Origin of the sequence: Ectopseudomonas khazarica, assembly GCF_017915135.1 — a bacterium.
In the GTDB taxonomy this organism is placed as follows: Bacteria; Pseudomonadota; Gammaproteobacteria; order Pseudomonadales; family Pseudomonadaceae; genus Aquipseudomonas; species Aquipseudomonas khazarica.
On record NZ_CP068551.1, the window covers coordinates 3,408,106 to 3,431,137 of the forward strand.

Genomic DNA, 23,032 nt, shown 5'->3' on the forward strand with positions numbered 1-23,032 from the left:
CCTTAGCGACGAGGGCCGCGACAAACAAGCAGCGCCCAGCAATATATGAACCCGACGAGGCCGTCCTCCCCCGGGGGAGCTGCCTTCAATCCAGAGCGACATCAAACGACAAGTCCCTGTTCTGCGAATACAGCGCCAGCAGGCGCGCCCTGATACTCGCCAGGCGATTCGAGATCCATCGATTCAACACTTCGTTCGGGTCTATCAGCAGTTTTTCCTTCGCGCGTGTGGCCTCGCTGTTGATTTCGACATAACGCCTTGCGATCTCCAGCACCTCAACGTCATCGAGATGGCTGAGCATGATCGACACGTCCGCCGGCGGCACCTCTAGATGGTCGAGTGCATATTCGATGGCCAGTATGTCGTTGAGGCTCTGCAGGTAGGTGCGCAACCTGACATTGCCCGGTTCTGTCAGGTAATGCTGAAGTCGCCCCCAGGTCGTCACGAAGCGGCGCTTGCAGAAGTCATAGATGCGCAGCAGTTCCTTCATCTCTGAAAAACGGGCATGAATGCTGCCAAAGCGATCGGTAACAACCCCCTCTCCGTAATAGAACATGTCGGAAAAAAGCGAAGCTACCTTGGGTGAGTTGTCACCGGGGATCACACCGATATCGAATGCAGGATCATGCACGGTCAGCGAGTTGAGGTGATGGGGGCAGGACCGAAAAAACGCCGCCTCGGGCATGTCGGCGAACCTGCGCGAGCACAGTTCGATGTCTGCCAGCAGTAGATTCACCTGCCCGGCAATGTGCAAGGCCCCCGACAGCGGCGTCTTGTTGTTGAGCACGTCATACTGCTCGAGCGAGAGCGTGCCGTGCGGCTCGTAGAGCGCCAGCAAATCATGATCAGACGACGCATTACCCATTCCGAGCGGAATTGAGCCCATGGGCGCGTAGCCCAGTATGCGTACTGAACAGTGCTTCTCCATCTGCTCGATGGCAGCGTCGACCTGCTCCTGCAGATCAGGATTCGCGCACCTGTCGATCAGCTGTACGCGCATCACTGAGCCCCCTGCCCATCCAACAGGAAATCATACTTCTCCGGCGCACTGTCCTGCCGGGTAAAACGATCGGTAATCCGATAAAGACACCTGACTCGTCGATCGAGCTCGCTCTCCTGATACGCGTAGCAGATCGAACAACCCAGCAGCGCAAACGCCTGTGCCAGTGGCTCTAGATCAGCGCGCTCGACCCGCAGGATTACGCCGTTGAGACTGACCCGGCCAGTATTGCTGAAGTTCGCCAGCACGAACGAGCGGCACAATTTCAGCAGTGTTTCGTAATAGGCACTTTCCGCCTGGTACGGCGTCTTGAGAAAGTACGGATGCATCACCGGATAGGGCAGTTCGGTGATATTCGTTTGCATCATGTGCTCGATCAGCGACAGCAAAGCCGGTCGATTGAGGTAGGTCTCATAGTCGCGGGCCGACAGCCGAAGTGGAACCAGCGAGCGCTTGCGATGGATCAGGAAAGCGGCGCGATGCTTGCCGCTGTCCATGTTGAAGTGGCCCTCATCCGCATTCCAGTCAGCGTTGACCGCATGATTCAGGAAAAACAGAGGATCGACGGACTCGGTCTGCCGCATGCGTTCATACACCTGCCTGCGACTTTTCAACACGTTGTCTATCCATGCAGCCGTCTGTGCGATGCCAAATTGTTCGGCGGCGTTACGGCAATACAGATCGATATAGTGATCCGGAGTCGCATCGGCCTCACCATCGAACCACTTGAACAGTTCAAGGTAGGGAAACAGCGTGAGCACCGGACTGTCCTTGAACAGTCCGTTGCCGTCGCGGCGTGCAAACGCAAGCAATGCCGGTACCCACGCCAGCACCTCATCCGCCGCGACTTCGATGAGCGCATCGTCCTTGTAGGCAGGGCGAAACAGGCCGTCCAACTCGGGAACCACAGTGGGCAGGCTCAATCGCTCGCCAATGATGTCGTTGTAGATCCTTGCCATCACGGCGCGATCCTGGTCAGACCGCCACGACATGTTGGAGCCGTCCACGGGGCAGAAGATGACATGTCCGAACCCTTCTGCAGCCAGGCTCAACGCAATGCTTTCATGCTCGAAGATGTTGTTCACGCAGACAATCACCAGAGCCTGCCTGTCAGCTGCGGCAGAGCTCGTGACCGGTATGCCCTCGTGAACGCCTATCTCGGCCGCACGCTTATCGATGAAGCCGGTGATGTTGCAGCCACTGCGCAGGTAGCGCGAAACCATGGTGCCGCGATGGGCCGCACCGTAGAGAATGACTGGCGTGTGCACTGTCCACATCATAGCGGGCAAAGGTCCTTGAGCAGGCGCATGAACTCGGCGTCCGGCTCACGCTCACGAACCGGAAACGACATGAACGCAGGATGCTTCACGACGACAGGCAACGTGTGCAGAGTGCGGCAATGATCCATCAGAGCCTGCGCCTGCCGCTCGCGGAAATACGCCTCCCACTCATCCTTCTTCATCTTGAGCGGAATGCCATCGAAACCCTGACGTTCAAGATAGAACGCGCGATGGGAGCCATCGAGGATATTGAAACGATGCAACGCCTCGTCGAACACGGCGACGGACGCAGCCTCGCGGTAGTAGTCGCTCAAGTCGAAGAAGGTCTTGGAGCGGTAGAACTCAGCCTGTTCCCGGGTAAAGAGCTCATCGAACGGAAGCAGTGTTTTGACGACCGGATCATCCAGACGCACGTTCGTCGCCTTGTCGATGAGGTCCTGCGACTGGCCTTGCCACTTGAAGTAGTCGGCGTAGTCGTGATCGATGCCATCGTAAGAGCGCCGCACGGTATACACGTAGTCCTTGTGCACAATGGATGTCACATAGTCTGACAACGTACTCAGAATGTAGTCTGTGGCTCGAACGGTATACAGATCGTCAAAGCTTGCGCAGGGCGTAGCGTAATCTCCGGAATAGAAGGCATTCCACGCACGCGTCATGGCAGCGGCCTTCTCTCCGCGGAGATAAACCGGCAGGTGAAGAATCGTCGTATAGCCAACACCACGCAGAACACGCGCGATCTCGGGATGAGCGAGGCCATTACCTATCGCCACGAAGACCGGCACGTTACCGTGCTGCTGCAGGCATGCCTCGACGCTCATTACCGGCACTGGCGAATCCGCGACACCTTCCGGCTTGCGATCGATGATGGCGCGCACACTCACGCCGTGCTGCAGCAAACGCCGACAGAACCCGACGCCTATCTGACCGCCGCCGTAAACGACGACAGACTCAGCCATCGAAGAAAGTTCGTTCATTGATCGCACCTGAAATTTCCTTGTAAAGCGACCGGCGCCTGTTTGACTGCCAGGGTTTCCGGGAAGCCATGCGGATCATGAGCGTCCTGGTACAGCGTAAAGCACCACATCGAAGGTACTTGGCGAATGACAGCGCAGGTAAAGTCGATAACCCAGGTCGTAATCCTGCAGTTGCTCAGCTATCTCCCAGAGATGCTCGGCGCGGTGATAGATACTGATGGCCAGACGGGGGCGATGTGTGCGCAAAAGATTCTCCGCACCGCGTAGCGCTGCAGGTTCTTCCCCCTCGACATCCATCTTGATGAAGTTGGGAGCAAAACCCGGCAACGCGTCATCCAGACGAACGCAGCACACGGGATTGCCGCCCGACTCGATGAGGTGACCGCCCGCCCCCAACGCGGGATCATAACCACTCACTCGGTTGCTGTCCGACACGCCACAGGGGAAATGGATCGCTCCGGGAACCGAGCCGAGCTGCGCTGTCAGGTATCGATAGTTATCCAGATCCGGCTCGAACGTCGCCAGGCTGGCGAAACGAACGCCCGCGCCCAGAAACGCCTGGACGGTATCTCCGGTGTAGGCGCCACAGTCGATGAAACGCAGCGGTTCGGGCAGGCGAGGCAGGTCGCTGGGAAAGTATTGCTGAGCAGAAATCGGAGGCAGGCAGCGAGGGTCACCCTGGGTGCGATACCCCACGATCGCGTCCAGCAGCGTCTTGCTGGCTTCATCGGCCAGCGCTGCGCGCAGCGAATCGACACGAGAGGCGTGCCGCTCGTAGAACTGCGGCTCGACCAGCCAATAACGAAACGGCTGGTCCTCGGGGTAGAGGCGAACGAACTCCACCATGCTGACAATGCGGGCGTAACCCAGGGCCTCGAGGTCGTCGAAAATGACCTGGGTATCCACATGGGCGTTGAACACGCCGATCAACACACAGGCTGTGCTCGGATCCTGACTGGCCGCCCAACGCTGGGCGCTATAGACAGGCAGGCCATCGACTTCTTTCAGGCTTTCATCCCGATCAAGAAAAGCGTCCACGGACTGACCGCGAGCCGTCAGATAATCACGTACCCGCCTTCCCGCAAGCCTTGCTCCGTATATCAACAAATGATCCAGGCCGAACTCATTCGCCATGGTCCGCCACCTTGATCAGAACTGCGTGTCCATTGAGGTTATGCATGAAGCGATAGCCCTGGTGCTGCATCGCGAACTCATTGACCATGCGCGTGACCCCTTCGCAGCCATAGAACCCGTAATCGTCGAAAACGACCACGCCGCCTTTCACGAGCCGGGGCGCCGCCCAGAGCAATACATCGCGAGCGGAGTCGAAGACATCCACATCGATATGCACCAGTGCCAGCCTGTCGCTGACCAGTTCCGCGTTGTGTTCCGGAAACATGCCGACCAGTACGCGAACCCGCTCCGCCACCTGGCAACGCTCAGCCAACCCGACGACCAGATCGACCCCGGTGTCAGCATGCTCACCGCCATGGTAACTGGTGTCATGCGAGCCGGCCTTGACCACACCACTGAAGGTGTCAGCCAGGAACACCCTGCGTCCCTCGCGCGGATCGGCCATCGCCATCAAACATCCCGAGCCACCGCGCCACACGCCGACTTCCAGGAAATCACCGTCGACACCGCCTAGCTGGCGAACCAGCGTCCACAATTCATACAAGCGCATCATGTCGACCAGGGTGTGATCGCGCACGGCCTCGTACACCTCGCGAAACGCGGCGTCATTGACCCATGGCGCGTGGCTGGCCATGGGCAGAACACGCGCATGGCGCACTTCTGGTGATTTTTCATGAGCCCAGTCAGGCTGGCCACGCAGGTAGCCATAGCACAGGCCAGTCAGACGACGCTTGAGCCACGCCTTCATGCAGGAGGTTCCAGCGATACAGCCATCTGTTGCGCCAGTTCCTCGCGGCCAAGGAAGGGATACAGGTCCTCCAGGGCGCCCGATACCGGCTTGCCATTCTCGTCGATGCGCGTCATCACCCGAGGCACACGCGGCTCCTCGACCTGCACCAGCACCTCGCAGATCACCGGACCATCGCGATCCAGCACGGCCTGCAGGTGGGTCTGCAGATCAGCATGCGACTCGATGCGTGCATAACCCACACCATAGGCGCTGGCCAGTTGCGCCAGGTCCGGCAACTGCAGGCCACTGCTGGAGTCGGCGCCGACCAGCAGTTTGAAATGCATGTTCTGCGACGTGCGAATCGAGGCATAGCCCTGGTTATTGATGACGAAGCACTTGATCGGCAGTTTCTGCGCGGCAAGGGTCGCCAGCTCCTGAACGTTCAGTTGCAAGCCGCCGTCACCTTCGACACACACAGTCGGCTGGCGACCGGAGGCCAGGCAGGCGCCAATCGCCGACGGGATACCAAAGCCCATCGACCCGGTACCACGGTTATGGAAGCAGCGCTGGCCCTTCTTCAGGCGCAGGTTGAGCAGGAACAACTCCGACGCGAAGCCTGAACTGCCCGGAGCGATCACGTCCCCTTCGTTGAGCAGCAAGGACAACTGATCGGTGAAGTAGTACATGCTCACGCCCTGACTGTCGTCGGCATGCTCGGCTTGCAGCAGCGGATATTGCTTGCGCCACCCAGCGATGCGCGCCAACCAGTCAGCGTAGGACGGCAGTCGATCACGGGAAACCTTGGCCGTCAGTGCCTCGATGAAGGGCTTGACGTCGGAGACCACCGCCACCTCGATGGGCATCTGCAGCTTGGCAATTTCCGCCGCGTCGATATCCACCACCACCTTCTTCGCGTACGGGGCGAAATGTGCGTGGTTGTATGCAGTCAGCGCCATGTCCAGACGCGAGCCGAGGACGATGAGCAGGTCGCAGTTCTGCAGGGCGAAATTGGCCCAGCGCGGGGCGATTGAGCCGGGACGGCCGCCGTACAACGGGTGCTCGTCCTCGATGATATCCATGGCCAGCCAGGTCGGCATGATCGGTACGCCCGCCGCGTCGATCAGTTGATTGAACGCCTCGACCGCCCCGGCCATACGGATGCCGCTGCCGGCAATGATGCCCGGACGCTTGGCCTCGCGCAGCAGTGCCACGGTCTGCGCCACAGCACTGCTGATGTCGGGTTGCTCGACCGCCACAGGTGCTTGCGCCCGGCGCAAGGTGGAGGGGTTGACCTGCGCCGCCTGCACATCCAGCGGTACGTCCAGCCACACCGGGCCACGGCGCCCGCTGAGCGCAGCGTGCTCGAGTTGGTCGAATACCTCGGCTACCGCTTCAGGGTCGGTCAGCGTGACGGCCGCCTTGGTGATCGGCTCGACGATCGAAACGATATCGGCCTCCTGCACACCCAGCATCCGCAGCCCGGTGCCTGCTTTGAGATCGGCGCTCTTGACCTGACCGGACACGAAGAACACCGGTGTGGAATCCAGCCAGGCTCCAAGTACCGCGGTCACGGTATTGGTCGCCCCAGGGCCGCAGGTCGTCATGCAGGCAGCGGGACCACCGGTAAGCTTGCCCGCCGCCTCGGCGGAGATGGCGGCTGCCTGCTCATGTAGGCAAAGCACGGGTTCCAGCTCAGGATGACGCCCCAGGGCATCGTTGAGGTGCATGGCACCACCACCCGGCAAGAAGTAGACCTGCCCCACCTTCAAGCGCGCCAGGCGCTCCATGATGTAATCCGCTACACGGACAGTCTGAGTCACGTTCGATACCTCTCGAGTCCGGCGCTCAAGCGAGCCGGGTCAGAAATTGCAGGGCCGACCAGAAGCCGGCGCCATGGTCCTTGTGTCCCTGCCAGACTTCGGGGATGAAGCTGACATGGGGATGGCGTTTGATCTGCGCCCAGGCGGCCGGCCAGTCGATGTCGCCGGTGCCCATCAGTACGCCTTCGCCGTTGATGCCCTTGGCATCGGCCACGTGCAGATGCGCCGAGTGCGGCAGCAGCAACGCCAGCGCCTGCTGGAAGTCGAGGCCGAAGTGGAAGCAGGTCATCTGCAGGTGCGACAGGTCCAGGCACAGGCGCAGGTCATGCTCGCGAGCCTGCGCGGTCAGCTCTTCAGGCATCATGAAGATGTTCTGGTGACGCTGGCCACCGAAATGCCAGGGGAAAGGCGCCATGTTCTGCGGGATCAGCTCGGTACCGGCGAAGTCGACCTGACGGCAGGCCTCATGGAAACGGTCATAGAGCTCGGCACGCATCGCCAGCGGACGCGGCTCATCGGCGGAGAAACCACCGATATTGGCGACGATCAGGCGCGCATCGGCTTCAGGGAAGAACTCGCCGATCTCCAGGGTCGCATCCACCACCCGCTGCAAATTGTCGATGGAGCGCTGGCGATAGGCCGGATCGTCCGCAGCCAGGTCCAGCAACTCGCTGTTCTCGAACAGTTCCGGGGCATGCACCACCAGCCGTGAGCACTCCACTGCGGCGAGAAACGGCTGCGGCTTGAGGCTGAGGTCGCGGTAGGACAGGTGGAATTCGAACAGGTCCGGACTGATTCGCCGCCGGTAGTCGAGGAAGTCGTGGTAGCGCACCGGCACGCCCCAGCGGATCGGCAGGTCGAACGCCAGGCGTTGCTCCTGGGCCTGCTCGCTCAGGTCACTGTCGAAGAGGAAATCGCCCTGGGCGATATCACGCCCGGCCGGTTTGCCCAGCAGTTCCGGTAAACGATACGGCGGCAAGCCCTGGCCAGGGCTGGCAATACGCAGCATCGAAGCGTCCATGACGGTGCCACGGGTAATGTCGCGTGCCGCGATCACACTCTTGCCGAGATTCTCGCGGTTCAGCAGTTCCCCCTGACTGGCATGGCGCCCCGGGCCCTGCCAGGGCAATGCCAGCTCCAGTTGACGAATGCCGTCGACAAGCTGGCGGAATTCTCCCGGCTCCAGGCTGGCCAGATGGTCCGGGCCTTCCATGCCCCGATCCAGGGTGATGTGCCGTTCCACCAGCTTGGCGCCCAGCGCCACTGCGCCCAGGGTGATGGCAATGCCGCGCTCATGACCGGAATAGCCAATCAGGCCGTGCAATTCCTGCAGGCGCCGCAGATAGCCAAGCTGGATATCGGCCTCCGGAGCCGGATAGGCGCTGTTGCAATGCAACAAGGCGAACGGCGTACCGAGCGCCTTGAGCTGCTCGATGGCCCGCACGATCTCATGCTCGAAGGACATGCCCGTGGACAGGATCAAGGGTTTGCCCAGGCTGGCGGCCTTGGCAATCAGGTAGGGATTGCACAGATCTGCCGAAGCGATCTTCAGCGCCGCCACGTCGAAACCCGCCAGCGCGTCGACACTGGGCTCGTCCCAGGGCGTGCACAGGTAGGTAATGCCCTTCTGCGCGCAATAGGCGCGCACCTCGCGGTGTTCATCGAGGCTGAGCTCCACCTTGTCCAGCAGGTCCTGGATGTACTCGACGCCCAGGTCCTCGGCGCGCGAACCATCGGCCTTGCGGCGGTACAAGGCGTCGCGGTTGCGCAGCTGGAACTTGACGCAGTCGGCACCGGCCTCGATGGCGGCATCGACGAGGCGCCGCGCCAGCTCCAAAGAGCCGTTGTGATTGTTGCCGACTTCGGCGATGACGTAGACGCGATCGCCCCCCAGCGGGAAGCCGTCGATCAGAAATGAGGTCATTGGATTTTCGTTCGCCATGAGGTCACACCGCTCGATTCGAAGCGGAAGTTCTGGGTCTGACAGCCCAACGCGCCTACCGCGTCGACCACGCGCTGGCGGTGCTGGGGCTGCACATAGAACAGGAAGAAGCCGCCACCGCCGGCACCCAGCAGCTTGCCGCCACAGGCCCCTGCGGCCAGAGCGGCTGCGTAGATATCATCGAGCCGGCCATCGCTGATGGCCGAGGAGAAACGCTTTTTCAACTGCCAGGCTTCGTCCAGGCAGGTGCCGAACGCCCTGAGCTCGCCGCGAATGAGAAAGTGGTGCATGCGCCGACACAGGGTGACGCTGGCACTGAGCAGCTCGGTTTGCGACAGCTCGGCTTCGATCTCCTCACGCTGCAGCTGATGCAGGCGCCCGGAGTCATGGGAGATGCCGGTATCGCACAGCACCAGGCAGGACTCCAGCTCGTTGCGGATGGCGTCCTCCAGCCGAATGGGATGGACGAGGTTGCGCTGATTCTCGAACTCGATCAGGTTGAACCCACCAAAGGCGGAGGCGTACTGATCCTGCCAGCCACCGGCGATGCCAAAGCACAGGCGCTCGGCCTGGAACGCCAGCTCGGCAATCTCGTAGGTGTTCCAGCGGTCCTGGCGCAGCTCGTTGAACACCGCGATGGTTGCCGTGGTGGCCGCTGAAGAGCCGCCAAGCCCCGACCCCACTGGAAAATCCGAACGCAGGTACAGGTCGAATCCGTACTTGGGTTTGATCACTGCGATGATGGTGGCCAGCAGGCTCTTCTCCCCTGCGGCCAGCAGTTCGGCCAGGGAGCTGTAGTGTTCTTCGCGCTTCAGGTCTTCAGCGAAGATGCTGATCCGGCCATCGTCGCGCGGGATCAGCGTGGCATGGGCGTACAACCCCACGGTGCAACTGAGCACCGCCGCCGAGTGGTCGATGAAGAAATAGGTGAGGTCCGCGCCGCCGCCACAGAAGCTCATGCGCACGGGCGCGCGAGCACGCGCCAGCACGGGCACCTCGGCGCTGGCGGCCATCTGCCGGGTATACACCTCCACCAGGCGACCATGCTCATCCAGCCCCGGCAGCGCGTTGTGACCCAGGTCGAAGGCCTTGAGCAGGTCCTCCCGCGGCACGCCAATCTGCACCGAGCGGAATTCCTCGTTCATGCAGGCGGTCACCTGCTCGTCCGTTCTGCCCCCTTGCAGCAGGTGGCGGCGTACGTCACCGTTGGTCACCACGCCGAGCAAGCGCATGTCATCAGCGACCACGAAGGATATCTGCAGAGCGCCAGCCTCGATGCATTCGATGGCGTCGAGAATGCTCTGCCGTTCGCGGATGCTGAGGGTTTGCGCGAGCAGGCTCATGATCAGGACTCCATCCGAAAGTCATTGGCGTAGCGATCGAGCGACTCCGGCGTGCCGATATCGATGAAGCGACCGCTGTACTCGATGACACTCACGGCCTCTCGGGCCAGCAACTCGGGCAGCAGTTCCTGCTCCATCGAGCACGCACGCACGGCAGCGCTGACGAAGGTATCGCAGGTGAAAGCGTAGACGCCCGCGTTGATCAGGCCCGCTCCTCCGCGACCTTTCTCCAGCAACGCCTGCAGCTGGCCAGCGGCGTCGATTTCTAGGCTGCCGTAACGACTGCGATCGTCCACACGTGCTCCCAGCAGCGCATTGCCGGGCCCCTGCATCATCAGCCTGTAGCCATCGACATCGACGAAGGTATCGGCGTTGAGCACCAGGTAGCGGCCCTGCGCAGGCTGCTCACGCAACGCGTTGAGCAGCGCGCCCCCCGTGCCCATCGGGCTGGACTCGACCACCAGCGTCAGTGGCAGCCCTGCGTCACGTGCCAGGCCAGCGAGCTGCTCGGCCACCTGCTCGGCTCGATAATGGGCGCAGAGCACCGCCTCGCTGATACCGGCGCGCGCCAGCTGACGCAGCACGCGTGCCAGGAACGGTTCGCCGTGTACCGGCACCAGCGCTTTCTGCGCATCGGTCACGCTGCGCAGGCGCGTGCCGAAACCACCGCAGAGCACATAGGCACGCATCAGCGCAGCCTCCGCACGTAGGTTTCCAGGCTGCACGCGGCATGCTCCAGATGATCCTCGGTGAGCCCCGGCCAGAGACCGATCCAGAAGGTGTCACGCATCACCTTGTCGGTCACTGTCAGCTCACCGCTCACACGGTATTGCTGGCCTTGCATGTAGGGCTGGCGCGTCAGGTTGCCAGCGAACAGCAGCCGCGTGCCTACACGTTGCTCATCCAGATGGCGCAGCAGCCCGACCCGCTCGATGCCGCAACCATCGCGCAGGGTCAGCGGGAAGCCGAACCATGACGGTTCGCTGCCTGGCGTCGCGTGCGGCAGGATCAGTTGCTCGGCACAGCCGGCCAGACGCTCGCTGAGCCAGGCGAAGTTGCGCTTGCGTGCGGCAATGAAATCATCGAGGCGATCCATCTGCGCCAGGGCACAGGCGGCCTGCATGTCGGTGATCTTCAGGTTGTAGCCCAGGTGCGAGTAGGTGTACTTGTGGTCGTAACCTTCCGGCAAATCGCCCAGCTGCCAGCAGAAGCGTTTGCCACAGGTGTTGTCCTCGCCTGGCGCGCAATAGCAGTCACGTCCCCAGTCGCGGAACGACTCGACGATGCGCTTGAGCAGCGGCGAGTCGGTGAACACTGCCCCGCCCTCGCCCATGGTGATGTGGTGGGCCGGATAGAAACTCAGCGTGCCCAGGTCGCCGAAGCTGCCTACCTGACGCCCTTCGTAGGTTGCGCCGAGGGCATCGCAGCAATCTTCGATCAACCACAGGCCATAACGGTCGCACAATTCGCGGACGACTTTGAGGTTGAACGGGTTGCCCAGCGTATGGGCAAGCATGATGGCCTTGGTACGTGGCCCGATGGCGGCTTCGATCAAAGCCGGATCGATGTTGTAGGTGCCCAGTTCGATATCGACGAATACCGGCACCGCACCAAACTGCAGGATGGGATTGACCGTGGTGGGAAAACCGGCGGCCACGCCAATCACTTCGTCGCCCTTGCGGATCGCTCGGTCGCCCAGACGTGGCGAGGTCAACGCGGAGAACGCCAGCAAATTGGCCGAAGAGCCGGAGTTGGTGGTCAGCACACCACGCCGCCCCAGATAACGGGCCAGGCGCTTCTCGAAGGCCTGGTTGAAGCGCCCGGTGGTCAACCAGCCATCCAGCACGGCCTCGGTCATGTTTTTCAACTCGCCCGCGCCGATCACCTTGCCGGACGGCGGCACGGCATCGCGGCCGGCTTCGAAGGCAGCAGGAGCCAATTGCAGTTCGGCATAGCGCTCCACCAGCTCGGCAATCTGCTGCCGCAGCGCCTGCGCCGTCTGTTCACTCATGGGTTTCGCCTTGATAGGCCGCGATCTGCGCACGGCTGAATGTCTGCATGTCCTCGCCGGCCTGCCAGGCCTGGTGCCAGTCGAGGGTTCGTTCGATGGACTGCTGCAAGGTCCAGCGCGGGCGCCAATCCAGTCGGGTACGCGCCTGGCTGGAGTCCAGCGCGAGCAGGCCAGCCTCGTGCGGCTGCTCACTCGCCTCGACCGACCAGCGCGCCTCATCAGGCCAGCGCCGGGCCAGCCGCTCGACCAGTTCGCCGACGCTGACCAGCCCCTCGTTGTCGGGGCCGAAGTTCCAGGCCTCCGCCACGGCCTCGCCCTGCTCGACCAGCGCCTGCGCCAGGCGCAGATAGCCGTGCAGCGGTTCGAGCACGTGCTGCCAGGGGCGCACGGCCTGCGGGTAGCGCAGCGTCAGTGACTGCCCGGCCTGCCAGGCACGCAGGATATCGGGCAGCAGACGGTCAGCCGACCAATCGCCACCGCCGATCACATTGCCGGCCCGCGCCGTGGCGAGCGCAATACCGGACTCGCGCAGGAACGACTCGCGCCAGGACGCGCACAACAACTCCACGCAGGCCTTGCTGCTGCTGTAAGGGTCATGTCCACCGAGGCCATCACTCTCGCGGTACGGCCAGAGCCATTCACGGTTCTCGTAGCACTTGTCGCTGGTCACCACCAACATCGCACGCACACTGTCGCAATGGCGCACCGCCTCCAGCAGGTTGACCGTACCCATGACATTGGTCGCGTAGGTCTCGACAGGCGCACGGTAGGATTCACGCACCAGCGGCTGAGCCGCCAGGTGCAGGACGATTTCCGGGCGAAACGTCGCTACGGCCTCGCTCACGCGCTGGGTATCACGGATGTCGGCCAGGGTCCCCGGCACCTGCTCGTGCAGTTGCGCAACCTGCCACAGAGAAGGCCCGTCGGGAGCCGGCAATGCATAACCGCAGACCTCTGCCCCCAGCTCCCGCAGCCACAGCGCCAACCAGCCGCCCTTGAAACCGGTGTGCCCGGTCAACAGGACCCGGCGGCCTGCCCAGAACGCCGTATTCACGACCATAGACGCCACTCCGCCTGGCCGCTCTTCCAGCGCTCTTCGAGCAGCACACGATCGCGCAGCGTATCCATCGGCTGCCAGAAGCCGCGATGCAGATGGCTCATCAACTGCCCCTGTTCGGACAGCTGACGCATCGGCTCGTACTCCCAAGTGGTGTCGTCGCCGTCGATGTAATCGAACACGCCCGGCTCGAGTACGAAGAAGCCACCATTGATCCAGCCGCCATCGCCCTGAGGCTTTTCCTGGAAGCCCCGCACCTGCTGTCCCTGGACATCCAGAGCACCATAACGGCCAGGTGGCTGTACGGCCGTCACCGTGGCGAGCTTGCCGTGGCCACGGTGAAAATCGATCAGTTGCGGAATGTCGATGTTGGCGACGCCATCGCCGTAGGTCAGGCAGAAGGTCTCATCGCCCAGGTAGTCACGCACACGCTTCAGGCGACCGCCCGTGGCGGTGCTCTCGCCGGTGTCGACCAGGGTCACACGCCACGGCTCGGCATGCCGGTTGTGGATGTGCATCTGGTTCTCTGCCATGTCGAAGGTCACGTCCGACATGTGCAGGAAGTAGTTGGCGAAATACTCCTTGATGACGTAACCCTTGTAGCCCAGACAGATCACGAAATCGTTGATGCCGTAGTGGGAGTAGATCTTCATGATGTGCCAGATGATCGGCTTGCCGCCTATCTCGATCATCGGCTTGGGCCGCAGGTGAGACTCTTCGCTGATACGCGTGCCCAGCCCACCGGCCAGAATGACTGTTTTCATAGACTCGCCCAGGTCGTCCGCTCAGACCGACAATTCATTGACCTTACCCCACTCCCACGAACCATTCGAGCAAAATGCATGCCGCACTGCAGAAGGATACGGGGAGAGCAAGACATGACGGGGAAACGTGAAGCGAACCGCCACGGCCGTCCCGCCCAAAGGGGGCGGGAGCGTAGCAGCACTGGGGAGGAGGCGGCTAGTTAACGCAACTGATTGAACAGGTTCAGACCGGCAATCTTCACGTAGCTCTGCTGCGCGGCTTCGAGCACGATGGTCTGGAATGACAGGCGCGACAGCGCCTCGGCGTAATCCAGCTCTCGCAGGTCGGCCTGCACGGACTTGTTCACCAGGGTGACATCCTCGTTGTCGATCTGCGTGGTCTCGATCAGGTTGCGCCGGGCACCGATCTCGGTGCGGACCTCATCGACGTTGCCCATGCCGTTGTCGAGGTTCTTCAGGGCAATGGCCACCTCGTCACGGATCGCCAGGTTGCCGGCCGGCGAGGTCGGCGAGGACTCCAGGGTCTGGCGCAGGCGCGCAATGGTGTCGAGGATGCTGCGCTGCTCCTGGAACTGCGGCTGCACGCCGAACTCATCGCCGCCCGCCGCGTTGGCCGGGGCGGAAATGCTGAAGTCGACCCCATAGACGTTGAAGGTCGACGGATAGGGGCCCGCTGCGGTACCCGTGCTCAGCACCGGGCTGCCAGGCCCGAGCGGCTGGGCGTAGACCTCGTAGTTGGTCGCATCGGTGAAGCGCACCACCACCCCGGCCGTGGGAAACTGCGCGTCGAAGGTCGCCTGATTGACGATGGTGCCGCCCGAGACCACCGCACCCGAGGCGTTGGTCGAGGAACGGGTCACGGCGAACTCGGTCTCGGCCGACTGCAGGGTGAAGCTGTGGGTACCGATGCCCGGCGTACCCGCCGTTGCCGGCGGCTGAATGTCCGCCAGCAGGTTGTCCAGGTCCATGGAGTTGTCGCCGTCCTTCAGCACCACGTCGAGCTGAAAGCGCATGCCACGGAAGTTGATCGTGTTGCCACTGTTGGCCAGCGGGTCGATCTTGCCGCCGCCCGGAATCTCGGACGTGACATCGGCCCCGGAAGCGTCGTAGATGCGGAATTCGTTGCCGCTGACGAACGCCAGCGAATAGGGCTCGCCACTGCGGAAGGTGGAGTTGAAAGCGCGGTCGTCCTCGACCAGGCCCGGCGAGATGAACACGCGCTGCTCGTCGGCGGGGACCGCCGGAATGCTGGTGGCCGGCAGCGGCGGCGTCGGCAATGCCGGGTTGTTGACACCGTCGGTGTTGGCCACCCGGTTGGCATTGGTGACGCTCTCGAACAGACGCTTGCCGTTGTCGTTGATCGCCACGTTGGTCGAGCTGGCGACCTGCAGGCTGCGCTGGCCTTCGTCACCGAAGTAGGAGTAGGTGCCGTCCGGGTTGCGGACGAACGGCTCGGTCTTGCCCAGGTTGCCGCTGAACAGGTATTCGCCACGGGCGTTGCGGCTGTTCATCAGGTTGAGCAACTCGGCCTCGCGCTCCTCCAGCTCCTTGGCGATCGACTGGCGATCCTCTGCCGACAGGCTTCCGCCGCCGGCACGCACGGCCAGTTCGCGCACCCGCTGCATGACGGTGTTGACCGAGTTGAGCGTGGTCTCTTCCTGCACCAGGCTGTTTTCCGCTGCCGTCAGGTTGTCGTTGTACTGCTTGAGCACGGCCTGCTGCTGCTCCAGCTGCAGCAGGCGCACCGAGGCCACCGGATCGTCCGCTGGCGTGAGGATGCGGTTGCCGCTGCTGATCTGTTCCTGGGTCCGGATCACATTGGAATAGTTGCGCCCCAGACCGGAAACGCCGTTGTTGAACGCCTGGATGGATGAAATGCGCATGACCATGGGGCTTGCCTCTTGCAACGCCTGTCAGTTGAACAGGCTACACCCTCTCGATGCCGGGAGGGTGACTATCAGAATGTATTGATCAGGGTATCGAACAGGCTACGCGCAACTTGAATGATCTGCGCCGACGCCTGGTAGTACTGCTCGAACTGGATCAGCTTGGCGGCCTCCTCGTCGAGGTTCACCCCGGAGACCGAATCGCGGTTGTCGGTGGCCTGCTTGAGGATCGCACCGGTCGCCTCTCCGTCGACCCGCGCCTGGCTGGTCAGGGTACCGACACGCTCGACGAGGTCACCGTAGGAGTCGGTGAAACTTGCACCGGTCGTGCCGGGCGCCGCCGGGTTGATGCCGATCACCGCCTTGTTCTGCAGGTCGGTCAGTTTCAGGGCGTTGCGGTTGTCGGACACGCCATTGGTGTTGAACGACACCGAGAAGTTGTCGCCGCCCTCGGGACGGCCACTGATGGTGACTTCGTAATCGAAGGTGCTGGGCACGTTCGGCGGGTTGGCCGGTACGGTGATGGTGACCGTGTTGTTCTGTCCCGGCACGATGCTGCCGGTGTCGATCACGTTGCCGTTGATGTCGACCACATCGTAGCTCTGGGTCGCACCACCGCCCGCCCCCATCACGATGCGCAGGGGCGGCGCATTGCGCAGACTGGTCTCCAGGTCGGCCTGTGCGACCGGATCGTAGATGTCGATCTCGGTGAGCAGGCTCGGCTGGGTGATCTTGCCGGTGCCGATGTTGGCCGGGCTGGTCTCGGCCTTGAGCGGCGAGGCGAACGCCAGCTCTTCGGCGTTCTTCATGTCGGCACGCATGTGGCTGCCGGCATTGCGGGTCGGCATGATGGAGAAGCGATCCCCCGCGGCGAAGGTGCCCGCCGCCACGCCGAGCGAGAAGCCATCGACCTCCGGGGCCGGGACGGTGGTGATATCGAACGTCGCCGGCGTCGGCGGGAACAGGGTGCCATCGGAGACACGCCGCACCACGTACTCGGTCGCGCTGGTGAACTGCACCTCGTAGTCACTGGTGGTCAGCTGCGTGGTATCGGTGATGGTGACGTTGAGATTGGCCGTCGGGTCGCTGTTGCCGACGCGGGCCAGGCTGCGCTGGGCCAGCAGCAGCGGATCGTTGAGCGGCCTGAACAGCTCGTTGCCAAACTCGCCGTTGAGGTCCAGGCCCTGGCCCAGCTGGCGGTTGATCTGGTCGGTGACCGACAGCGCCAGGCGGCCGACCGCGTTCAGCGAGGTGTCCAGCACATCCTGGCGATAGCGCAGCAGGCCGCCCATCTCGCCACCGGTGATCAGCGAGGTGACGTTCTGCCGCGAGTTGCCGCTGACGAACTGGATTTCACTGCGCAACGGGTCGCTCTGCCCCGGCGTCACCTCCAGGCGTGCGGCATTGCTGCCCACCACCAGCGGCTGGCCGGAGCCGATGAACAGGTTGTAGGTGTTGTCGTCCTGCGGCACCACCGTCACGCCGACGAACTCGGAGAGCTTGCGCACCGCTTCTTCACGAGCGTCGAGCAGGTCATTCGGGGCCTGCCCGTTGGACGCCGCCACGGCGATGGCGTCGTTGTAACCGGCGATCGAGGTCGCCAGCTGATTGACCTGATCGGTCACGGCGGACAGCTGTTTGTTGATGAAGGCGTTCTGCTCGTTCAGCCGGTCATAGATCGTGTTGAAGCGCTTGGCCAGGCCTTCGGCTTCGGACAGCACCAGCTGCCGCGCCGGAATGTTGGCAGGGTCCTCGGCGGCCGTCTGCAACGCGGCGAACAGCTTCTGCAGGCCCGGCGTGACACCGGTGGTGCTACCTGCGAGCAACGAGTCGAGCTGGTTGATCTGACTCAGGTACGCCTGGGTGTCGCTGTTCAACGCCGTGCTGCTGCGCACCTGCGTATTGAGGAACTCGTTGTAGATGCGCCGCACATCGACCAGCGTAGTGCCCGAGCCGATGTACCCCGCCCCGCTGAACTGCGGCGTGCGGGTGGCCTGCACGGTTTCCTGGCGGGAGAAACCGGGCGTGTTGACGTTGACGATGTTGTGCCCCGTCACCGACAGCGACGTCTTGTTCGCTGCCAGCCCGGACAGGCCTATGTTGAGTAGGTCAGCCATGAGTCAACCTCAGGTCCTTGTGGTGGCGCTGTCGGCAGCGGCGATTGCCTGATAGGTCTGCATCTTGCGCGCGATCTGGGAGATCTTGCGGGCGTACTGCGGATCCGTGGCATAACCGGCCTGCTGCAGTTCCTTGACGAAGCGCTCCGGGTTGTCGGTGCTGCTCAGGGCCTTCTCGTAGCGCCCGTTGTTCTGCAGGAAGCTGACGTAGTCGTCGAAGCTCTGCGCATAGGAGTCGTAGGCACGGAAGTTGGCGGTTTCATGCACGGCCTTGCCGCCCTGATACTCGGTGGTCAGCACGCGCGCCGACTCGCCATCCCAGCTGTTGTGGGTCTTGATGCCGAACAGGTTGTGGCTGCTCTGACCATCGCCGGTACGAATGATGGATTTGCCCCAGCCGGTTTCCAGCGCGGCCTGCGCCACCAGGTAGCGCGGGTCCACGCCGATCTTCTCGGCGGCGGCCTCGGCCATCGGCAGCATGGTGGCGACGAACTCCTGCGGCGAACTGAATGCCGCCTTGCCCGGCGCCAGCGGGGGCTGGGCAATACGGCGGCCGGTCAGGGCGTCGCTGTTGCCCAGGCTCAGGGCCTTGTCCCGGGGCGCGGCGCTGCTCTGCGCCGGAATCCAGTCGTTGCCGGACAGGGTCTTGCCCTCCCCCTCCGCGGCAGACGGCACGATGCCTGCCAGCAGGCGGTCCGCCAGTTTTCCGGGCACGGCCAGGCGACGGCGATTGAGCAGCGCCACGTCATCACGGAAACCTTCGGCGCTGGCCACCTTGTCTGCCGCTTTGTCAGTCGTCGCCGCCACCGGCTGTTCGACCTGGGCGAACGGATTGGGGCGGCTCGACGGCTGCTTGATCTTCGACATCTGCCGTACCAGCACGTCGGCCAGGCCGATACCACGCCCTTCCTTGGAGAGCGTCACCGCCAGCTGCTGGTCGTACATGTCCTGATAGGTCTTGCTCTCGTTGCTGTTCATGAAGTTGCCCTCGCCGAACACGGCGTTGGCCGAACGCATGGCCTTGAGCATTTCGTTCATGAACAGCGACTCGAATTCCTGCGCGACCTTGCGGATGTTCTGCTCGCTGTCGCCACCGACCTTGAACTGGTTCAGGCGGTTCAGGTCGGTGAAGGCACCGCTGTCGATCGGGCTTTTGCCGTTGCCGAGCAGGCCGGCCGAGAGTCGAGAATCCATATCGGCAGTCCTCCTCAGATCACGATCAGGTCGGCCTGCAGAGCGCCGGCTTGCTTGAGCGCCTCCAGGATGGCCATCAGATCGGAGGGCGCAGCGCCCACCTGGTTAACCGCACGCACGATCTCGTCGAGGCTGGTACCCGGACCGAACTTGAACATCGGCTTGGCCTCCTCTTGGGCGCCCACGCGCGAGCGTGGCACCACCGCCGTCTGGCCGCCCGAGAGCGCGTCCGGCTGACTGACGATCGGGTCTTCGGTGATGGTCACCGTCAGGCTGCCGTGGGTGACGGCCGCCGGCTGAACCTTGACGTTCTGACCAATGACGATGGTGCCGGTACGCGAATTGATGATGACCTTGGCGATGGCCTGCCCGGCCTCCACCTCGAGATTCTCCAGAATCGACAGGTAGTCGACGCGCTGATTGGGGTCGAGCGGCGCGCTGACCCGGATCGAGCCGCCGTCGATGGCCTGTGCCACTCCCGGGCCCAGCAGGTTGTTGACATGGTCGACGATGTTCTTCGCCGTGGTGAAGTCGGGGCGATTGAGGTTCAGGGTCAGGTAGTTGCCCTGATCGAAACCGCTCGGCACCGGGCGTTCCACGGTGGCGCCGCCAGGGATGCGGCCGGCGGACGGCACGTTGACGGTGATGCGCGAGCCATCGGCGCCGCTGGCATCGAAACCGCCGACCACCAGGTTGCCCTGAGCGATGGCATAGACGTTGCCGTCGATGCCCTTGAGCGGGGTCATCAGCAGGCTGCCGCCGCGCAGGCTCTTGGCGTTGCCGATCGACGAGATGGTGATGTCGATGACCTGGCCCGGCTTGGCGAACGGCGGCAGGTCGGCATGCACCGACACGGCAGCGACGTTCTTCAGCTGCACGTTGCCGCCGGCCGGCACCTTGATGCCGAACTGCGCCAGCATGTTGTTGAAGGTCTGCACGGTGAACGGGGTCTGGGTGGTCTGGTCACCACTGCCGTTGAGCCCCACCACCAGGCCGTAGCCGATCAGCTGGTTGCTGCGCACGCCCTGGATCGAGGCCAGGTCCTTCAGGCGTTCGGCCTGGGTCGGCAGGCTCAGCAGCATGCAGCCGAGCAGAGTGGCCAGAAGCAGCCAGTCGTTGGCACCGCGATGACGGTAGCCGCGATGGGCCACGGCGAACTGACGGCGGCAGGCTCCGCCCGCGACGGCCTCGTGCCGGCTGGAGGCCCTGCTGGGCTGGACGCGCCCGCCCGGCTTGCGCGCTGCGTCGACCGCGAAGGCCTTGCGCGCAGAACCGCTAGCGCTGAATCGCGCATACCAGTGGGCCAGGCGGCTCAGCGCCAGGAACGAAGGATGAGGCAACCAGGTTTTCATTTGCGCGCCCTCAGGGTCAGAACGGCCACAGCGGGCTCATGAAGAAACGGCTCAACCAGCCAGGCTGACTGGCGTCGGCGAAGGCCCCGGTGCCGGAATAGGTGATGCGCGCATCCGCCACCCGCGTCGAGGCGACGGTGTTGTCGGTGGCGATGTCATCGGCGCGAACCAGACCGGAGATGCGCACCAGTTCATCACCGGTATTGAGGGTCATCCACTTCTCGCCGCGTACGGCGAGGATGCCGTTGGGCAGCACTTCGGCGACGGTCACGGTGATCGAGCCGGACAGGCTGTTGCTCTGCCCTGCCTGGCCGGAGCCGGTGTTGGCGCGCTGCGAATCCCAGCTCGAATCCAGGCTCAGCTTGTCGTTGGTCATGCCGAGGGCGCTGAGGCCGCTCAGCGGATTCTTCGGCGCTACCGCCATGCCGAACAGATTGGGCACGCCCAGGGTGCCGCTGCTGTCCTTCTGCAGCGAGCTGTTGGCATTCTTGCTGGCCTGCGTCCGCTCGTTGAGGGTGATGGTGATGATGTCGCCGACGCGGAACGCCTTGCGGTCGTCATACAGGCCGTTCTCGAATCCTGCCTGGTAGATCGAACCGTTGTTCTGTGCCGCCGGCAACGGCGTGCGCGGCAGTACCGGCGCGTAGTAGGGATCATCCGGCTTGGCTGTCGGCGCCACGCAGCCGCTGCCGAGCAGCAGGCCAGCCAACAGGGGGAAACAGAGTATTTGCCGGTTCATAACCACTACCTCGCGGCGTTCACAACAGAATCAGGATTGATCAGAGGTTCTGCGTCACGAAGGACAGCATCTGATCGGCGGTGGAAATCACCTTGGAGTTCATTTCGTAGGCGCGCTGGGTGGTGATCATGTTCACCAGCTCTTCCACCACGCTGACGTTGGAGTTTTCCAGGGTGTTCTGCAGGGTGGTGCCCAGACCGTTCAGGCCAGGGTTGCCGACCTGCGGCGCGCCGCTGGAACCGGTCTCCAGGAACAGGTTGTTGCCGATGGCTTCGAGACCCGCCGGGTTGACGAAGTCAGCCAACTGGATGTTGCCGATGATCTGCTGCTGCGCATTGCCGGCCGTGGTGACCGACACGGTGCCATCCTCGCCGACGGTGAAGGTGCGCACTTCGTTGGGCAGCACGATGGCCGGCTCCAGGGCAAAGCCCTGAGAAGTGACGATCTGGCCATCGGAGTTCAGGTGAAAGCTGCCATCGCGGGTGTAGGAGACAGTGCCATCGGGCTGCAGGATCTGGAAGAAACCACGGCCATTCACGGCCAGGTCCAGCGGCTGCTCGGTGGTCTGCAGGCTACCGGCGGTGAAGATCTTCTGCGTACCGACCACCCGCACACCAGTGCCGAGCTGCAGGCCGGACGGCAGTTCGCTGTCCTGGCTGGACTGGCCACCCGGCTGACGACGAATCTGATACAGCAGATCCTCGAACTCGGCCCGATCGCGCTTGAAGCCAGTGGTCGCGACGTTGGCCAGGTTGTTGGAAATGGTGGTCAGGTTCATGTCCTGGGCGGACAGACCGGTCTTGCTGACCCAAAGTGCCGGAAGCATATCGTTTCTCCTCGGACGCCGGTTTTACGGCGCCGCGTACTGGTAATTAGCTAATCTGCAAAACCCGCGCCATGGCCGAGGCATTGTCTTCGGCGGTACGCATCATCTTCACCGACAGCTCGAACTGACGGGACAGGGACAGGATCGCCGTCATTTCTTCGACGGCATTGACGTTGCTCGCCTCGAGGAAGCCGGAGGTGAGCTGCACCGTGGCATCGGCCTCTACTTCGGGCTGGCCCTTGACGCGGATCAGACCGTCGGTGCCCTTCTCCAGGCTCTTCGGATCGGGATTGACCAGCTTGATGCGGTCGACCTCGGCCAGCACGTTGGGGTTTTCGCCAAGGGCACGAATGCTGATGGTGCCGTCCTGGCCGATCTCCACCTTCTGCTCCGGCGGCACGGCAATCGGCCCGGCATTGCCCATCACCGGCAAGCCGTTGCCGGTGCGCAGCACACCGAGGGCATCGATATTCAGACTGGCGGTACGGACGTAGGCCTCGCTGCCATCCGGGGCCTGCACGGCGACCCAACCCTTGCCACCGATGGCGACATCGAGGTCGCGCCCGGTCTCCTGCAGCGAACCCGGGCGGAAATCGGTCGCCGGGCGCTCGCTCATCGCGAACACGCGCGCCGGATAGGTGTCGCCGAACAGCGGCATCGAACGCGCCTGCTCGAAATCACGACGGAAACCCGAGGTGGACACGTTGGCCAGGTTGTTGGCATGGGCGCGCAGACCCAGGGTGTTGTTCTGCGCTCCGGTCATGGAGACGTACAGCATCTTGTCCATGGTGATTCTCCGAGTGGGCGACGTGCCCTTGGCTCTTTGCATGCTTTACAGCAAGCGCCGTGCCAAACGAATA

General features: G+C 63.1%; 19 protein-coding genes. All 19 read right to left on the reverse strand.

Annotation, left to right across the window (positions count from 1 at the left end; all coding sequences use genetic code 11):
- Window positions 1-85: 85 nt before the first annotated feature.
- Window positions 86-1,000, reverse strand: coding sequence for a hypothetical protein (locus JLK41_RS16235; protein ID WP_206596252.1), 915 nt, complete (start codon window positions 998-1,000; stop codon window positions 86-88).
- Window positions 1,000-2,277: a hypothetical protein gene (locus tag JLK41_RS16240; RefSeq protein ID WP_244976525.1), complete on the reverse strand. Its 1,278-nt coding sequence runs from the start codon at window positions 2,275-2,277 to the stop codon at window positions 1,000-1,002. The genes JLK41_RS16235 and JLK41_RS16240 overlap by 1 nt, the downstream gene beginning before the upstream one ends.
- Window positions 2,277-3,257: a hypothetical protein gene (locus JLK41_RS16245; protein WP_210389363.1), complete on the reverse strand. Its 981-nt coding sequence runs from the start codon at window positions 3,255-3,257 to the stop codon at window positions 2,277-2,279. Before JLK41_RS16245 ends, JLK41_RS16240 begins: the two co-directional genes overlap by 1 nt.
- A 75-nt stretch (window positions 3,258-3,332) precedes the next feature.
- Window positions 3,333-4,391, reverse strand: coding sequence for an FkbM family methyltransferase (locus JLK41_RS16250; RefSeq protein ID WP_210389364.1), 1,059 nt, complete (start codon window positions 4,389-4,391; stop codon window positions 3,333-3,335).
- Entirely contained in the window at window positions 4,381-5,139 is a 759-nt protein-coding gene (locus JLK41_RS16255; RefSeq protein ID WP_210389365.1) for a TylF/MycF/NovP-related O-methyltransferase, read from the reverse strand. The genes JLK41_RS16250 and JLK41_RS16255 overlap by 11 nt, the downstream gene beginning before the upstream one ends.
- Entirely contained in the window at window positions 5,136-6,941 is a 1,806-nt protein-coding gene (locus JLK41_RS16260) for a thiamine pyrophosphate-binding protein (protein WP_244976434.1), read from the reverse strand. The genes JLK41_RS16255 and JLK41_RS16260 overlap by 4 nt, the downstream gene beginning before the upstream one ends.
- A 25-nt stretch (window positions 6,942-6,966) precedes the next feature.
- On the reverse strand, window positions 6,967-8,865 hold the full coding sequence (locus JLK41_RS16265; RefSeq protein WP_210389366.1) for an N-acetylneuraminate synthase family protein: 1,899 nt from the start codon (window positions 8,863-8,865) through the stop codon (window positions 6,967-6,969).
- On the reverse strand, window positions 8,862-10,226 hold the full coding sequence (locus JLK41_RS16270) for a GHMP family kinase ATP-binding protein (RefSeq protein WP_175253846.1): 1,365 nt from the start codon (window positions 10,224-10,226) through the stop codon (window positions 8,862-8,864). The genes JLK41_RS16265 and JLK41_RS16270 overlap by 4 nt, the downstream gene beginning before the upstream one ends.
- A gap of 2 nt (window positions 10,227-10,228) precedes the next feature.
- Entirely contained in the window at window positions 10,229-10,915 is a 687-nt protein-coding gene (locus JLK41_RS16275) for a sugar phosphate nucleotidyltransferase (protein WP_175253847.1), read from the reverse strand.
- Complete coding sequence (gene rfbH, locus JLK41_RS16280; RefSeq protein ID WP_210389367.1) at window positions 10,915-12,237, reverse strand: lipopolysaccharide biosynthesis protein RfbH; 1,323 nt, start codon at window positions 12,235-12,237, stop codon at window positions 10,915-10,917. The genes JLK41_RS16275 and rfbH overlap by 1 nt, the downstream gene beginning before the upstream one ends.
- Window positions 12,230-13,297 (reverse strand): CDP-glucose 4,6-dehydratase, encoded by a 1,068-nt coding sequence (rfbG, locus tag JLK41_RS16285; protein ID WP_210389368.1) that lies wholly within the window; start codon window positions 13,295-13,297, stop codon window positions 12,230-12,232. The genes rfbH and rfbG overlap by 8 nt, the downstream gene beginning before the upstream one ends.
- On the reverse strand, window positions 13,288-14,058 hold the full coding sequence (rfbF, locus tag JLK41_RS16290; protein WP_152489117.1) for a glucose-1-phosphate cytidylyltransferase: 771 nt from the start codon (window positions 14,056-14,058) through the stop codon (window positions 13,288-13,290). The genes rfbG and rfbF overlap by 10 nt, the downstream gene beginning before the upstream one ends.
- 200 nt (window positions 14,059-14,258) lie before the next feature.
- Window positions 14,259-15,947: a flagellar hook-associated protein 3 gene (locus tag JLK41_RS16295; RefSeq protein ID WP_037050368.1), complete on the reverse strand. Its 1,689-nt coding sequence runs from the start codon at window positions 15,945-15,947 to the stop codon at window positions 14,259-14,261.
- A 68-nt stretch (window positions 15,948-16,015) separates the two neighbouring features.
- On the reverse strand, window positions 16,016-18,061 hold the full coding sequence (gene flgK, locus JLK41_RS16300) for a flagellar hook-associated protein FlgK (RefSeq protein ID WP_037050366.1): 2,046 nt from the start codon (window positions 18,059-18,061) through the stop codon (window positions 16,016-16,018).
- 9 nt (window positions 18,062-18,070) lie between these two features.
- On the reverse strand, window positions 18,071-19,255 hold the full coding sequence (flgJ, locus tag JLK41_RS16305) for a flagellar assembly peptidoglycan hydrolase FlgJ (protein WP_210389369.1): 1,185 nt from the start codon (window positions 19,253-19,255) through the stop codon (window positions 18,071-18,073).
- Window positions 19,256-19,269: 14 nt separating this feature from the next.
- Window positions 19,270-20,337 carry a flagellar basal body P-ring protein FlgI gene (locus JLK41_RS16310; RefSeq protein ID WP_244976526.1) on the reverse strand — a complete coding sequence of 356 codons (1,068 nt, stop codon included), beginning with the start codon at window positions 20,335-20,337 and terminating at the stop codon, window positions 19,270-19,272.
- 286 nt (window positions 20,338-20,623) lie between these two features.
- Window positions 20,624-21,346 (reverse strand): flagellar basal body L-ring protein FlgH, encoded by a 723-nt coding sequence (gene flgH / locus JLK41_RS16315; RefSeq protein ID WP_037050361.1) that lies wholly within the window; start codon window positions 21,344-21,346, stop codon window positions 20,624-20,626.
- A gap of 40 nt (window positions 21,347-21,386) precedes the next feature.
- The gene (flgG, locus tag JLK41_RS16320) at window positions 21,387-22,172 is read right to left on the reverse strand and encodes a flagellar basal-body rod protein FlgG (RefSeq protein ID WP_047590601.1); all 786 of its coding nucleotides are present in this window, start codon (window positions 22,170-22,172) and stop codon (window positions 21,387-21,389) included.
- 46 nt (window positions 22,173-22,218) lie between these two features.
- Window positions 22,219-22,959, reverse strand: coding sequence for a flagellar basal body rod protein FlgF (locus JLK41_RS16325; RefSeq protein WP_037050356.1), 741 nt, complete (start codon window positions 22,957-22,959; stop codon window positions 22,219-22,221).
- Between the last annotated feature and the right edge of the window lie 73 nt (window positions 22,960-23,032).

Excerpts from the sequence above, each read along its gene's own strand:
- JLK41_RS16235 (WP_206596252.1), bottom strand. The coding sequence starts at position 1,000 with ATGCGCGTACAGCTGATCGACAGGTGCGCGAATCCTGATCTGCAGGAG.
- JLK41_RS16240 (WP_244976525.1), bottom strand. The coding sequence starts at position 2,277 with ATGTGGACAGTGCACACGCCAGTCATTCTCTACGGTGCGGCCCATCGC.
- JLK41_RS16245 (WP_210389363.1), bottom strand. The coding sequence starts at position 3,257 with ATGAACGAACTTTCTTCGATGGCTGAGTCTGTCGTCGTTTACGGCGGC.
- JLK41_RS16250 (WP_210389364.1), bottom strand. The coding sequence starts at position 4,391 with ATGGCGAATGAGTTCGGCCTGGATCATTTGTTGATATACGGAGCAAGG.
- JLK41_RS16255 (WP_210389365.1), bottom strand. The coding sequence starts at position 5,139 with ATGAAGGCGTGGCTCAAGCGTCGTCTGACTGGCCTGTGCTATGGCTAC.
- JLK41_RS16265 (WP_210389366.1), bottom strand. The coding sequence starts at position 8,865 with ATGACCTCATTTCTGATCGACGGCTTCCCGCTGGGGGGCGATCGCGTC.
- JLK41_RS16270 (WP_175253846.1), bottom strand. The coding sequence starts at position 10,226 with ATGAGCCTGCTCGCGCAAACCCTCAGCATCCGCGAACGGCAGAGCATT.
- JLK41_RS16275 (WP_175253847.1), bottom strand. The coding sequence starts at position 10,915 with ATGCGTGCCTATGTGCTCTGCGGTGGTTTCGGCACGCGCCTGCGCAGC.
- rfbH (WP_210389367.1), bottom strand. The coding sequence starts at position 12,237 with ATGAGTGAACAGACGGCGCAGGCGCTGCGGCAGCAGATTGCCGAGCTG.
- rfbG (WP_210389368.1), bottom strand. The coding sequence starts at position 13,297 with ATGGTCGTGAATACGGCGTTCTGGGCAGGCCGCCGGGTCCTGTTGACC.
- rfbF (WP_152489117.1), bottom strand. The coding sequence starts at position 14,058 with ATGAAAACAGTCATTCTGGCCGGTGGGCTGGGCACGCGTATCAGCGAA.
- JLK41_RS16295 (WP_037050368.1), bottom strand. The coding sequence starts at position 15,947 with ATGGTCATGCGCATTTCATCCATCCAGGCGTTCAACAACGGCGTTTCC.
- flgK (WP_037050366.1), bottom strand. The coding sequence starts at position 18,061 with ATGGCTGACCTACTCAACATAGGCCTGTCCGGGCTGGCAGCGAACAAG.
- flgJ (WP_210389369.1), bottom strand. The coding sequence starts at position 19,255 with ATGGATTCTCGACTCTCGGCCGGCCTGCTCGGCAACGGCAAAAGCCCG.
- JLK41_RS16310 (WP_244976526.1), bottom strand. The coding sequence starts at position 20,337 with ATGCTGCTGAGCCTGCCGACCCAGGCCGAACGCCTGAAGGACCTGGCC.
- flgH (WP_037050361.1), bottom strand. The coding sequence starts at position 21,346 with ATGAACCGGCAAATACTCTGTTTCCCCCTGTTGGCTGGCCTGCTGCTC.
- flgG (WP_047590601.1), bottom strand. The coding sequence starts at position 22,172 with ATGCTTCCGGCACTTTGGGTCAGCAAGACCGGTCTGTCCGCCCAGGAC.
- JLK41_RS16325 (WP_037050356.1), bottom strand. The coding sequence starts at position 22,959 with ATGGACAAGATGCTGTACGTCTCCATGACCGGAGCGCAGAACAACACC.